Origin of the sequence: Glutamicibacter sp. PAEs-4 (assembly GCF_051161755.1) — a bacterium.
In the GTDB taxonomy this organism is placed as follows: domain Bacteria; phylum Actinomycetota; class Actinomycetes; order Actinomycetales; family Micrococcaceae; genus Glutamicibacter; species Glutamicibacter nicotianae.
This window is the reverse complement of the sequence record NZ_CP195017.1, coordinates 1,892,598-1,906,279: the sequence shown is the minus strand read 5'-3', so window position 1 is coordinate 1,906,279 and position 13,682 is coordinate 1,892,598. Positions and strand designations below refer to the sequence as shown.

Here is a 13,682-nt window from a genome sequence, read left to right as displayed (position 1 = left end):
CCTGGTGTTCGCCTGCCGGCCTCAAAGGCTTGCGAATCTTGGGAGGTCATCTCAAGCAAACGCCAAGCAATTTTCGGGGGACTACCGACGTGAATCGAACCGCACAGAGGTCAGCGGGCATCCTTGCCGCGCTGGCATTGGGGGCCGGGAGCCTCGCACCGCTGGCACTGGCCGCAGGGGCCAACGCGGAGAGCGGAAGCTATTTCGAGCGCACCGCCACCTACCCGGTGCACCAGAACCATCCCGAGGGCGCCGCGGCGCAGACCGCCGCGGAAATCTCCACCGTCTCGGCCGATGGGCAGACGCTGATCTACACCGATGCGCTCTCGCGCCAGATCGGCTTCGTCGACATTTCCGACGCCGCGAAGCCGGTGGGCCTGGGCACCCTGCCGCTGCACCAGCTGGGCAGCGCCCAGGACGAGCCGACCAGCGTCGCCGCCTTCGGCGAGTACGTGATGGTGGTCGTCAACACCTCCACCAGCTACAGCGATCCCTCGGGCCGCGTGGACGTGGTGCGCATTGCCGACCGCACGCTGGTGCACAGCATCGCGTTGCCGGGCCAGCCCGATTCCATTGCGCTGTCCGCCGACGGCGCCTATGCGGCGATCGCCATCGAGAACGAACGCGACGAGGATGCCGGCGACGGAGGGCTGCCGCAGGCCCCTGCCGGTTCGGTGGCGATCCTCGACACGGTGGGCGAGTCCCCGGCGGACTGGTCTCTGCGCGAGGTGCCGCTGGCCGGCGGAACGCGCGAGAACCCCGAAGCGCTGGATGAGCTGTCGCAGGCAGGGCTGGACACCCCGCAGGATCCGGAACCCGAATACGTGAGCATCAACTCGCGCAACCAGGCGGCGGTCACCCTCCAGGAAAACAACGGCATCGTGCTGATCGACCTGCCGAGCGGCACCATCACCAAGGCCTTCAGCGCCGGCACCGTGGACCTGGAAGGCATCGATACCGACGAGGACGGAAGACTCGACCCCGCAGGCTCGCTGCAGGGCGTGCCGCGCGAACCGGATGCCATTGGCTGGATCCAGGACCGCTACCTGGCCACCGCGAACGAGGGCGACTGGAAGGGCGGCAGCCGCGGCTTCACCGTCTTCGATACGGGCACCGGCGAACCGGTGTGGGATGCGGGAAGCAGCTTCGAGCATCTCGCGCTGTCCCAGGGGCTGTTCCCCGAAAGCCGGGCAGGGAAGAAGGGCACCGAACCGGAGGGCCTGGCCATCGGCGAATACCAGGGCACCGACTACGCCTTCGTCGCCGCCGAACGCGGGAACTTCGTTGCGGTCTACGATATGACCGACCCGCGCGCGCCGAAGTACCTGCAGACCCTGCCCACCACCAACGGGCCGGAAGGCATCCTGCCGATCCCGGGCCGCGAGCTGCTCGCCGTCTCCTCGGAAACCGACGAGGCCGAGAACGGGGTGCGTTCGGCGCTGAACCTGTTCAGCTTCGGTGCCGCCGCGCCGCAATTCCCGCAGCTGTCCTCGGACCCGGCCGATCCGGTGCCGTTCGGCGCGCTCAGCGGGCTGTCGGCCAACCCGGCCGATGCCTCGCAGCTCTTCGCGGTCAGCGACAACGCGTACCAGCCGCGCATCTACACCCTGGAAGCCGGAACCCCGGCCACCGTCGAATCCTCGATGGAGGTCACCGAGGCCAGTGTCGAACTGGACCTGGAAGGCCTTGCCGCGCGCGCCGACGGCGGATTCTGGGCAGCCCATGAAGGGGAAAGCGGGGCGGAGAACCTGCTGGTGCGCATCGACGCGGAAGGCGTGGTGCAGGAGGAGATCGCGCTGCCTGAATTGGCGGAGCTGGGCAAGCACGGGCTGGAAGGCATCGCCGCCACCGGCTCAGGCGAAAAGGAAGAAGTGGTGTTCGCGGTGCAGCGCGAGCTGCCCGGAGAGGATTACGTCCGCCTGGGCAAGTACCTGCCGGCCACCGGCGAATTCAGCTGGTACGGCTACCAGCTGGAAGCGGCCGCGGACGGCGCCTGGAACGGCTTGTCGGAAATCACCGCCCTGCCCGTTGGCTCCTACGCGGTGATCGAGCGCGATAACCAGGCGGGGCCTGACGCCGCGCACAAGAAGATCTACCAGGTCCGGCTTCCGGACGCTGCGGCCGGGGAGATGCCGCTGGTGGAGAAGACGCTGGCGGCCGATGTGCTGCCGGCGCTGCAGGAAACCAGCGGATGGACCCAGGAGAAGCTCGAGGGCCTGGCCGTTGCCGATGGCGAGGTCTACGTGGTGACCGACAACGATGCGGTGGAGGACGCCACCGGCGAGACCGTGTTCGCGCACCTGGGTGCGGCCGATGAGGTGTTCGACCTGGCCGGCCCGGAACCGAGCACGGAACCGAGCGACGAGCCAAGCCAGCAGCCGGGCGAGCAGCCAAGCGAGGAACAGAGCGAAGCTCCGGTTGCGGAACCAACGGCGAGCCCTTCGCAGTCCCCGCAGCGGGAATCCGGACAGCCCCAGGCGCCTACGGATGCGCCGCAGCAGTCGCGGCCAGCCGAGCCTGAAGCCGGAGAAAACCTCGCTGACACCGGCGCCAACAGCTTCTGGCTGATCCCGGTGGGCGCGGTGATGGCGCTGCTCGGCGCGGCGGCGGCGATCAAGAGCTCACGGGCCCGCGCCAAGTAGCCGGAGGGTCCCCGGGCACAGCGAAGGCGTGGCACCTGCACGGGTGCCACGCCTTCGCGGATTAAAGCTAGTTCTTCTTCTGCGAGATCACGACCGCTGCCACGGCGGCGATGACCAGCGAGATGAGCAGGAACTTGCCGCCCTTGCCGGACTTCTTCTCCGGAGCGGAGAGGCTCTTCTGGGCCGCCTGCACGGCGTTCTCCACGGAGGCGCGAGCCCGCTTGGCGGCCTTGGAGTTCCCGCCGACATTCTCGATCAGGTTTGCGCCGGCCTTGCTGATGGCATCGGTGTTGACGCCGGCGACGGCCTCGTTCCAGCTGCCGCGGATTTCCTTGGGCAGCTCTTCCTTGGCGGTCTTGGCGAGTTTCGCCAGCGACTTCTCAACTTGCTTCAAGCTCTTGGCAGTTTTCGACATGTTGTTCCTCTCTGGTGGACCTGGAGTCGGGTAGACCTTGAGGTCTCGGTTCCAGCCTAGCCAGCCGGAGGTTGGCGCTCAAGGACGCGCCGTTGCGCTCACTGCGAACTGGGAACTTACTGGGAGGGCCGGCGCAGCGCGCGGATCCGGGTGCGCAGTGCGCTGAACAGGCACAGCAGCATCAGGATCGCGGCGACCGAGAGCACCGTCGCGAACCCTGGCGAGGTGGACTGCCCGGTATAGCGGTCGGCGATGATCCAGCCGATCACCCACAGCGCACCGGCGTTCAGGTAGATCCCCATCGGGTTCTTGAAGCTGACCGCGCTGAGGAACAGCGCCAGCAGCAGCACCGCGAGGGCGCAGGCGCCCTTGAACATCAGCGAGCCGGCGTCCGCGCCGGAGTGCGCGGTGACGGCGACGGTTTCGGCCAGCACGATCACCGAGAGCCACCCGGCGAACAAACCGAAGCTGGCGCGGGTGATCCACCGGTCCACCTGCCGCAGCGCCGCGGTCCTGCCGACCATTACCACAATGCGGATCAGCAGAGCCAGCAGGAGCAGGCCGAAGGCCAGCGAGACGCCGATGCGGTCGCGCTCCAGGAATGCCACCCACAGCGCATTGCACAGCACCGCGCCGAGCACCCAGGGCCGCAACCGGTGGTGCAGCCCGGTGCGTTCTTGCGGCAGGCACTGCCAGATCGCGTAGAACGCCACCGCGGCCATCAGTCCGAACCAGGGCAGCTGCCCGATGCGCGGAACGGAGGCGACGGTGGCATCCTGGCCCAGCCAGCCGCCGGCGAGATCTTCCAGCCCGGCGGCCGAAAGCACCGCCCATGCCGCCCAGCCCAAGCCGAGCAGGATGGCGGCCGCATAGCCCACGGTAACCAGCCTTGTCTTCACGATTCCGAACGTACCACGGCCCGGGGACCAAAACGGTTCGCCACGGCTAGAGTGGAAGCATGACTGAGCCTTGGGTACGACGTGCCATTTCCCTGCTCGACGCTGACGCGAACCGCAGCGCCGACACCCACCTGCATCGCTTCGAGCTCCCCGGCCACTGGGGGATCGAGCTCTACCTGAAGGACGAGTCGGTGCACCCCACCGGCTCGCTCAAGCACCGGCTGGCCCGCTCGCTGATCCTCTACGGGCTGGTCAACGGGAAGATCTCCGAAGGCACCACGCTGGTGGAAGCCTCCAGCGGGTCCACCGCGGTCTCCGAAGCCTACTTCGCGCGGATGCTGGGGCTGGAGTTCATTGCGGTGGTGCCCAGGTCCACCAGCGCGGAGAAGATCGAGCTCATCGAGTTCTACGGCGGCCGCTGCCACCTGGTGGATGCGGCCGGAGAGGTCGACGCGGCGGCCCGCGAGCTGGCCGCCGGCACCGGGGGCTACTACCTGGACCAGTTCACCTATGCCGAGCGGGCCACCGACTGGCGCGGGAACAACAACATCGCCGAGTCGGTGTACGCGCAGATGGCTGCCGAAGCGCATCCGATTCCCAGCTGGATCGTCGTCGGCGCCGGGACCGGCGGCACCAGCGCCACGTTCGGGCGCTATGCGCGCTACAAGCGGCATGAGACCCGGATCTGCGTGGGCGACCCGGAAGGCTCGTCATTCTATGAGGGCTGGCGCACCGGGGACCTGGGCTACGCCACGGGCCGCGGATCGCGCATCGAGGGGATCGGCCGGCCCAGCGTGGAGCCGAGCTTTGTCCCCGGGGTGATCGACCGCATGGTGCAGGTGCCCGACGCCGCCTCGCTGGCCGCCATGCACTTCCTGCGCGCCAAGACCCGCTATTTCGCCGGCGGTTCCACCGGAACCAACCTCTATGCGGCCTTTACGATCATCGCGCAGATGCTGCAGCGCGGCGAGCAGGGCTCGGTGGTGACGCTGATCTGCGACTCCGGCGAGCGCTACGCGAAGACCTACTACAACCCCGACTGGGTGGCCGGGCAGGGCCTGGACCTGGCGCCCTATCAAGCGCAGCTCGAGCGCTTCCTCGAAACGGGAGCCTGGGACTAGCTGCGCAGGCTGGGCATCAGCCCGGCATTGTGCTTGCGCTGGTGCACCGAGAAGTAGCCCAAGCCGGCGTCGCCTGCCACGAACTGCCGCTGGGAGCGGGCGGGCAAGTAGATGATGTCGCCGATGGCCAGCTCGATGGATCCGCTGGCCGTGCGCAGCACCCCGGAACCTGCAAAGACGTGCAGCAGCACGTCGAGCTCCGGGCCCTGGTGCTGCCCGATCTCCTCGCCCGGGGCCAGGGAGATGACGTTGGCGTCCAGGTCGCGCTGCTCGGGTTCCAGCTTCCAGATCGCTCCGTTGGATTTTCCGGCGGCCAGTTCGGTGGTGTTGGCCATGCGGCGCGGTTCGGGCATTGTCTCTCCTTGAAGTGCTGTGCTGCTGCTTCCAGCCTAGCCAATCCCGCAGGGCGCCGGAGCGGCGGCAGGTGCGGATGCAGGCGATTGGTGCCTAGGATGAGAGCCAAGGAGGGACGATGACTGAAAGTCCAGCGGCGCGGCACGCGAGCACCCAAGCGGATTTCGCAGCGAACCTGGCTTCCATCCGCGCGCGGATTGCCGCGGCGGAGGCCAAGGCCGGTCGGGCGGCGGGCAGCGTGCGGCTGCTGCCGGTGACCAAGACCGTCCCGGTCGAACGGCTGCGTCTGGCGATCGCGGCCGGGGTCCACTGGCTGGGGGAGAACAAGGTGCAGGAAGCGTGGGAGAAATCCCAGGCGCTGGCGGACCTGCCGCAGCTGAAGTACTCGGTGATCGGGCACCTGCAAACCAACAAGGCCAAGTACGTGGCCCGGCTCGCCGACGAGTTCCAGGCCCTGGATAATCTGCGCCAGGCACAGGCGTTGGAGCGCCGGCTGGAGATCGAGGACCGCACCCTTGAAGTGTTCATCCAGGTGAACACGTCGTCAGAAGAATCCAAGTTCGGGCTGGAACCTGGCCAGGCTCCGGAATTCCTCAGGCAGTTGCAGGGCTTCGAGCGGCTGCAGGTTAAGGGATTGATGACCTTGGCGGTGTTCTCGCCACAGCAGGAACTGGTCCGCGCCTGCTTCCGGAAGCTGGTTGCCGTGCGCGAAGAGCTTCGCCAATTGAATCTGGGCAGCGTGGAAGAGCTGTCCATGGGGATGAGCGGGGACTTCGAGCTGGCCATTGCCGAAGGAGCCACGGTGGTGCGCGTGGGCCAGGGCCTATTCGGTGCACGGGCCTTGCCTGATTCGCACTATTGGCCAGGGTTCGCCGGCTAGTTTCCGGCGGCGTGGGAGGCCGGTCTGCGCTTGTTCGTCCTGTCACAGGCCGGTGTGCTGGGAAGAACTTGAAGTTGCGGCGTATGCCCATGACAGCAGCCGGTCGGCGCAGTAGGCTGAAGAGCAGACCCACTGGAACATTGTGTGCAGGAGGAATGTTTTGCCTACCGTAGCCGACCACCTGATTGAACAGCTCGATACCCAGGGAGTGCGCCGCATCTACGGCATCCCGGGCGATTCCCTGAACGGCTTAACCGATTCCCTGCGGGAGAACGGGCGGATCGAATGGGTCCACCACCGCCATGAGGAAGCCGCCGCCTTCGCGGCAGCGGCGGAGGCGGAAATCACCGGCGAGCTGACCGTCTGCGTCGGCTCGTGTGGACCGGGCAACCTGCACTTGATCAACGGGCTGTACGACGCGAACCGCTCGCGCGTCCCGGTACTGGCGATCGCCGCGCACATCCCTACCGGGGAGATCGGCTCCAACTATTTCCAGGAGACCCACCCGGTCGAAGTCTTCCGCGAATGCTCCGTCTATGCCGAACAGGTTTCCGATCCGAAGCAGATGCCCCGGATGCTGCGCATTGCGATGCGCGAGGCTATCGAGAAGCGCGGTGTGGCGGTGCTGGTGATTTCCGGCGATGTGGCGCTGGCGGAGATGGAACGCACGCCAACGCAGAAGATCATCAAGACCAATCCGCGGGTGCTGCCCAATGAAGAGGAGCTCGAGCGCGCCGCAGAGGTCCTCGAAAGCTCGCGCAAGGTCACCATTCTCGCCGGCGCAGGTGTGGCCGGAGCGCATGAGGAGGTCATCGAGCTGGCTGGCAAGCTCGCTGCGCCGATCGTGCATGCCATGCGCGGCAAGGAGCATATCGAATACGACAACCCGTACGATGTGGGCATGACCGGCCTGCTGGGCTTCGCTTCGGGTGCCAAGGCGATCGCCGAATGCGATGTGCTGCTGATGCTGGGCACCGATTTCCCCTACCAGCAGTTCTACCCGCAGGATGCGACCATTATCCAGGTGGATATCCGCGGCGAGCAGATCGGCAAGCGCACCCGGGTGGACATCCCGCTGGTCGGCACGGTGAAGGACACGGCCGCGGCACTGGCCGCCGTGCTCCCGGTGCAGACCCACCGCAAGCACCTGGAGGCCGCGGTGGAGCACTACCGCAAGACCCGTACGAAGCTCGACGAGCTGGCGACGCCCTCCAAGCCCGGTGCCGCAATCCACCCGCAGTACTTGGCCCGGCTGATCGACCAGCACGCAGATGAAGATGCGATCTTCACCGCCGACGTGGGTTCCCCGGTGATCTGGGCGGCCCGCTACCTGTCGATGACCGGCAAGCGCCGGGTGCTGGGCTCCTTCAACCACGGTTCTATGGCCAACGCGCTGTGCCACGCCCTGGGAGCCCAGGCAATTGACCGGAAGCGCCAGGTGATCGCCTTCGCCGGGGATGGCGGATTGGCCATGATGCTCGGCGAGCTGCTCACTGCCACGCAGAACAAGCTGCCGGTCAAGATCGTCGTGTTCAACAACTCCTCGCTGAATTTCGTGGAACTGGAGATGAAGGCCGCCGGGTTCGTCACCTACGCCACCGATCTGCACAATCCCGACTTCGGAGCCGTGGCCACCGCCTCCGGGCTCAAGGGCTACCGGGTGGATGATTCGGCGCAGCTCGAAGCCACGGTGGAAGAATTCCTGGCTCATGACGGTCCGGCGCTGCTGGATGTGGCGACCGACCGCCAGGAGATGTCGATGCCGCCGGAAATCAAGCTGGAGCAGGCCAAGGGCTTTGCCTTGTATGCCCTGAGGACCGTGCTCTCCGGACGCGGCGACGAGCTGCTGGATCTGGCGAAAACCAACTGGCGCCAACTGTTCTAGCGGATTTGTGCCTATGCTTGTTGCTGGTGCCCTTGGCACCAGCAACACGTTTGTGACATCAGAAAGTTGGCGCTTTGGCTTCGCAACCTGCCGCTCTGCATGCGGCCACCATCGAGGATTTCACCCGCAACCTGGCAACTGTCAACCAGAAGATCGCCGCGGCGGCAACGGCTGCGGGCCGGGACGCCGGCTCGGTCCGGCTGCTTCCGGTGACCAAGACCATCGATACCGACCGCTTGGCCTTGGCGATCGCCGCCGGTGTGGACACGCTGGGGGAGAACAAGGTCCAAGAGGCGCAGGGCAAGTACGAGCATTTCTGCGAGAAGTTCCCGCACCTGCGCTATGCGATCATTGGTCCGCTGCAGACGAACAAGGCGAAGTTCGTGGCGAAGTTCGCTGATGAATTCCATGCGCTGGACTCGCTGAAACTCGCCGAGACCTTGCAACGCCGACTGGAGCTCGAAGATCGGACGCTGGAGGTCTTCATCCAGGTCAATACCTCCGGGGAGGAAAGCAAATCCGGAATCCAGGCTGATGAGGCAGCCGGGTTGCTTGCCGGTTTGGCGCCGCTGGACCGATTGAAGCCGGTGGGCCTGATGACCATGGCGGCGAATACCACCGATGAAGCATCCATCCGCGGCAGCTTCTCCTTGCTGCGCGAGACCCGTGACCAATTGCAGCAGGTTGCTCCTGACAGCTTCCAGCACCTGTCCATGGGAATGAGCGGCGACTACGAGCTGGCCATCGCCGAAGGAGCCACTGTTGTGCGCGTGGGCCAGGGAATCTTTGGTGCCCGCACCTACCCGGCCTAGAAGACTTCTGCATCGTTTCCGAGCTTCGCGACCAGGGGCAGCTGATATTTCTTAGCTGCCCCTGTTTGGCGTTCTCCACAATCGGTCGTGCGGCTCCCAAACTGTCGGTTCAGAGGCTGACACTACATGTAGGGGTGCACGATGTGCACCCGGAACTGGATAGGGGAAGCGAAACACGCCGACGAACATCTCACAGAAGAATTTTTAACCCACAATGGAGTTCTGCCAACCTGTGGACAAAGGAGCCGGGTCCGCTAGAAATCGCGGTTTAAACGGGGGTTAATATCCACAGATCCTGTGGACGTCATCGTGGATGAATGACATACTTGTAATACATCATGTTGTGGCCGCTTGACCGGCCAAACACAAGATGTAGTATTGAACCCGTTGGTGCGGCTCGCACCAGAAGCACCTCGAAGCAGTGGTTTCGAGGCATCCGAGAGGATGGCTAGGTACTTTCCGAGAATCCGGGAACCTAGCCGAAAATAGACTTTCCAAAGGGGATCAGGGACATGGCCATCACGGTTTACACGAAGCCTTCCTGCGTTCAGTGCAACGCTACTTACCGCGCGCTGGATAAGAAGGGTGTCGAGTACAACAAGGTAGACATCTCTCAGGATGCGGCAGCCTTGGAGCACGTTCGTGGCTTGGGCTACATGCAGGCACCTGTCGTAATCACCGATGACGATCACTGGTCGGGTTTCCGCCCAGACAAGATCGAGTTGCTGGCACCAGCCAACTAATTCAGAACTCCATCCGCTATCTTCTAGTGGAGGCGAAAAAATAATGGCACCTGCAGCACTTGCCGACAGGCAAAATGCTGAGGCCCAGGAACCGCTGGAATTCACCGATTCGAACCTGATTTACTTCTCATCGGTTTCGGAGAACACGAAGCGTTTCGTGGAGAAGCTCGAGATGGATGCCGCGAGGATTCCGGTCTACGCGACCGAACCGCAGCTCATCTCGACAGCCCCGTACGTGCTGCTCATACCCACTTATGGCGGAGAGCAAGGCAAGCGTTCAATCATGCCGCAGATCATGAAGTTCCTGCGGCATGATGTGAACCGGGCGAATCTTCGCGGCGTGATCGGTGCGGGGAATACAAACTTCGGCGAGTACTACTGCATTGCGGCCAAGCGCATTGCCGAGAAATGCAACGTACCCGTGCTTTATACATTCGAAATTATGGGAACCTCAGAAGACGTTCTCAACGTCAAAGAAGGGCTTGAAACCTTTTGGACACCAGCGTCGCAGAACCGGCAGCAACGATGAAGAGCTCAAAGGAGCTCCCAGCCCAGTTCCAGGGCTTGAGCTACAACGACTTGAACGCCATGCTGAACCTCTACGGTCCAGATGGAAAGATCCAGTTCGAGGTAGACCGCTATGCGGCTCGCCAGTATTTCTTGGATCACGTGAACAACAACACCGTGTTCTTCCACGATCTGGACGAGAAGCTTGAATACCTCGTCAAGCACGAGTACTACGAACGCGAAACCCTCGACCAGTACTCGATGAACTTCATCCGGGATCTGTTCAAGCACGCCTTCGGCAAGAAGTTCCGCTTCGAAACCTTCTTGGGCGCCTTCAAGTTCTACACTTCGTACACTTTGAAGACCTTCGACGGAAAGCGCTACCTGGAACGCTATGAAGACCGCGTCTGCATGGTGGCCCTGCACCTGGCACGCGGCGACGAGAAGCTGGCCCGGCATCTGGTCGACGAGATCATCGAAGGCCGCTTCCAGCCTGCTACCCCAACCTTCCTGAATGCCGGCAAGGCGCAGCGCGGCGAACTGGTCTCCTGCTTCCTGCTTCGCATCGAAGACAACATGGAGTCCATCGCCCGGGCGGTGAACTCGTCGCTGCAGCTTTCCAAGCGCGGCGGTGGTGTTGCCCTGTCGCTGACCAACCTGCGTGAGCATGGTGCCCCGATCAAGCAGATCGAGAACCAGTCTTCCGGTGTCATCCCGGTCATGAAGCTTCTTGAAGATTCCTTCTCCTACGCGAACCAGCTCGGTGCACGCCAGGGCGCCGGTGCCGTCTACTTGAACGCGCACCACCCGGATATCTACCGCTTCTTGGATACCAAGCGCGAAAACGCTGATGAGAAGATCCGCATCAAGACCCTGTCCCTGGGTGTTGTCATTCCGGATGTCACCTTCGAACTGGCGCGCAAGAACGAAGACATGTACCTGTTCAGCCCGTACGACGTCGAGCGCGTCTACGGCCAGCCGTTCAGCGAAATCTCCGTCACCGAGAAGTACTACGACATGGTCGACGATGCGCGCATCAAGAAGACCAAGATCAACGCCCGCGAGTTCTTCCAGACTCTGGCCGAGATCCAGTTCGAGTCCGGTTACCCGTACATCATGTTCGAGGACACCGTGAACAAGGCAAATCCAATTGCCGGCCGCATCACCATGTCCAACCTGTGCTCGGAAATCCTCCAGGTTTCTTCCGCTTCGGAATTTGCTGACGACCTGAGCTACAAGACCGTCGGCAAGGACATCTCCTGCAACCTCGGTTCGATGAACATCGCCAAGGCCATGGACGGCAAGGATCTGGCTACCTCGGTAGAGATCGCCATCCGTGCGCTGAGCGCCGTTTCGGACATGTCGGACATCGCTTCGGTTCCTTCGATTGCCGATGGCAACCGCAAGTCGCACGCCATTGGCCTGGGCCAGATGAACCTGCATGGCTTCCTCGCTCGCGAGCACATCTACTATGGCTCCGAAGAAGGCATCGACTTCACGAACATCTACTTCTACACGATCCTTTTCCACGCGCTGACTGCTTCGAACAAGATCGCGATGGAACGCGGCGAGACCTTCGACAACTTCGAGAACTCGAAGTACGCCTCCGGCGAGTTCTTCGACAAGTACACCGAGCAGGAATGGGCACCAGCTACCGAGCGCGTCCGCGAACTGTTCGAAGGCATGCACATTCCTACCCAGGAAGACTGGAAGGCGCTGAAGGCTTCGGTCATGGAGCACGGCATCTACAACCAGAACCTCCAGGCAGTTCCTCCAACCGGTTCGATCTCGTACATCAACAACTCGACCTCCTCGATCCACCCGGTCGCAGCGAAGATCGAAATCCGCAAGGAAGGTAAGATCGGCCGCGTTTACTACCCGGCTCCTTACATGAACAACGAGAACATCGACTTCTACGAAGACGCTTACGAAATCGGCTACGAGAAGATCATTGACACCTACGCCGCTGCAACCCAGCACGTCGACCAGGGCTTGTCGCTGACCTTGTTCTTCAAGGACACCGTCACTACTCGTGACATCAACAAGGCCCAGATCTACGCATGGCGCAAGGGTATCAAGAGCCTGTACTACATCCGCCTGCGCCAGCTCGCGCTGGAAGGCACCGAGGTTGAAGGTTGCGTCTCCTGCGCACTGTAAAACCTTGAGCCATTGACCGGTTAGCCGGTCCATGGCATCACGCAACAGCTGCCGCAGGGCTCCGCCCAGCGGCAGCTGTTGCACATCAAAACCACTTCAGATCGTGTCAACGATCCGACATGAACTCGGGACCTTGCTGCACCGGCACCGTTCGAAAGAACGGTAGAGTTGTAGGCAAAGTTCTTAACACGATTTAGCTTTTCGATGAGGGGCAATGACCGAGAAGATTCAGCTCACCAACAAGGTTGAAGCAATCAACTGGAACCGTATCCAGGACGATAAGGACGTGGAGGTCTGGAACCGACTCGTCAATAACTTCTGGCTTCCGGAGAAGGTGCCGCTGTCCAACGACATCCAGTCCTGGGCCACCCTGACCGAAGACGAAAAGCTGCTGACCATGCGTGTCTTCACCGGCCTGACCCTGCTGGACACCTTGCAGGGCACCGTAGGCGCCGTCTCGCTGATTCCGGATGCACTGACCCCGCACGAAGAAGCCGTGTACACCAACATTGCCTTCATGGAGTCGGTGCACGCCAAGAGCTACTCCTCGATCTTCTCGACCCTGGCCTCCACCAAGGAAATCGATGAAGCCTTCCGCTGGTCCACCGAGAACGTGAACCTGCAGAAGAAGGCCCAGATCATCGAGAGCTACTACCACGGCGAAGATCCGCTCAAGCGCAAGATCGCTTCGACCCTGCTCGAATCGTTCCTGTTCTACTCGGGCTTCTACCTGCCAATGCACTGGTCCTCGCATGCCAAGCTGACCAACACTGCTGACTTGATTCGCCTGATCATCCGTGACGAAGCGGTCCACGGCTACTACATCGGCTACAAGTTCCAGAAGGGTCTGGAAGACGCCAGCGAGGAACGCAAGCAGGAGCTGAAGGACTACACCTTCGAGCTGATGTACGAACTGTACGAAAATGAAGTCCAGTACACCCATGACCTCTACGATCCGGTTGGCCTTTCCGAGGACGTTAAGAAGTTCTTGCACTACAACGCCAACAAGGCTCTGATGAACCTGGGCTACGAGGCCATGTTCCCATCCACCGTGACCGACGTATCCCCAGCGATCTTGGCCGCGTTGAGCCCGAACGCTGATGAGAACCATGACTTCTTCTCCGGTTCCGGTTCCTCCTATGTCATCGGCAAGGCAGTAAATACCGAAGACGAGGACTGGGACTTCTAGTACCTAGCTTTTCCGACACTGGCCCCACCAATTTGGTGGGGCCTTTGTCATGAGCGGCGCTATACGCAACGCACAGCG

The 13,682-nt window shown here is 62.7% G+C and carries 12 protein-coding genes; 9 read left to right on the top strand and 3 right to left on the bottom strand.

Annotated elements, in window-relative coordinates:
* Positions 1-89: 89 nt before the first annotated feature.
* Positions 90-2,642 carry an esterase-like activity of phytase family protein gene (locus ACR9WD_RS08975; RefSeq protein ID WP_434921959.1) on the top strand — a complete coding sequence of 851 codons (2,553 nt, stop codon included), beginning with the start codon at positions 90-92 and terminating at the stop codon, positions 2,640-2,642.
* Positions 2,643-2,709: 67 nt separating this feature from the next.
* Here ACR9WD_RS08975 and ACR9WD_RS08970 read toward each other — a convergent pair whose 3' ends face one another.
* On the bottom strand, positions 2,710-3,057 hold the full coding sequence (locus ACR9WD_RS08970; RefSeq protein WP_038991245.1) for a hypothetical protein: 348 nt from the start codon (positions 3,055-3,057) through the stop codon (positions 2,710-2,712).
* A 116-nt stretch (positions 3,058-3,173) separates the two neighbouring features.
* Positions 3,174-3,956 carry a hypothetical protein gene (locus tag ACR9WD_RS08965; protein WP_143181009.1) on the bottom strand — a complete coding sequence of 261 codons (783 nt, stop codon included), beginning with the start codon at positions 3,954-3,956 and terminating at the stop codon, positions 3,174-3,176.
* A gap of 59 nt (positions 3,957-4,015) precedes the next feature.
* Here ACR9WD_RS08965 and ACR9WD_RS08960 point away from each other — a divergent pair, with 59 nt between their 5' ends.
* On the top strand, positions 4,016-5,077 hold the full coding sequence (locus ACR9WD_RS08960) for a PLP-dependent cysteine synthase family protein (protein WP_121866884.1): 1,062 nt from the start codon (positions 4,016-4,018) through the stop codon (positions 5,075-5,077).
* Here the strand turns inward: ACR9WD_RS08960 and ACR9WD_RS08955 are convergent.
* Complete coding sequence (locus ACR9WD_RS08955; protein ID WP_073706164.1) at positions 5,074-5,430, bottom strand: cupin domain-containing protein; 357 nt, start codon at positions 5,428-5,430, stop codon at positions 5,074-5,076. The two genes, ACR9WD_RS08960 and ACR9WD_RS08955, sit on opposite strands and share 4 nt — an antisense overlap.
* 119 nt (positions 5,431-5,549) lie before the next feature.
* Between ACR9WD_RS08955 and ACR9WD_RS08950 the strand changes: the two genes are divergently transcribed.
* From ACR9WD_RS08950 to nrdF, 7 genes are all read left to right on the top strand, one after another.
* Positions 5,550-6,311 carry a YggS family pyridoxal phosphate-dependent enzyme gene (locus tag ACR9WD_RS08950; RefSeq protein WP_434921958.1) on the top strand — a complete coding sequence of 254 codons (762 nt, stop codon included), beginning with the start codon at positions 5,550-5,552 and terminating at the stop codon, positions 6,309-6,311.
* Positions 6,312-6,471: 160 nt separating this feature from the next.
* A complete protein-coding gene (poxB, locus tag ACR9WD_RS08945; RefSeq protein ID WP_121866883.1) occupies positions 6,472-8,196 on the top strand; it encodes a ubiquinone-dependent pyruvate dehydrogenase in 1,725 nt (574 codons plus the stop codon).
* 74 nt (positions 8,197-8,270) lie between these two features.
* Positions 8,271-9,008: a YggS family pyridoxal phosphate-dependent enzyme gene (locus tag ACR9WD_RS08940; protein ID WP_038991236.1), complete on the top strand. Its 738-nt coding sequence runs from the start codon at positions 8,271-8,273 to the stop codon at positions 9,006-9,008.
* Between the two features lie 512 nt (positions 9,009-9,520).
* A complete protein-coding gene (nrdH, locus tag ACR9WD_RS08935) occupies positions 9,521-9,751 on the top strand; it encodes a glutaredoxin-like protein NrdH (protein ID WP_013349130.1) in 231 nt (76 codons plus the stop codon).
* Between the two features lie 43 nt (positions 9,752-9,794).
* Positions 9,795-10,280 (top strand): class Ib ribonucleoside-diphosphate reductase assembly flavoprotein NrdI, encoded by a 486-nt coding sequence (gene nrdI, locus ACR9WD_RS08930; protein WP_073706167.1) that lies wholly within the window; start codon positions 9,795-9,797, stop codon positions 10,278-10,280.
* A complete protein-coding gene (nrdE, locus tag ACR9WD_RS08925; protein ID WP_038991232.1) occupies positions 10,277-12,415 on the top strand; it encodes a class 1b ribonucleoside-diphosphate reductase subunit alpha in 2,139 nt (712 codons plus the stop codon). The genes nrdI and nrdE overlap by 4 nt, the downstream gene beginning before the upstream one ends.
* Positions 12,416-12,629: 214 nt before the next feature.
* Entirely contained in the window at positions 12,630-13,604 is a 975-nt protein-coding gene (nrdF, locus tag ACR9WD_RS08920; protein WP_073706168.1) for a class 1b ribonucleoside-diphosphate reductase subunit beta, read from the top strand.
* Positions 13,605-13,682 lie beyond the last annotated feature (78 nt).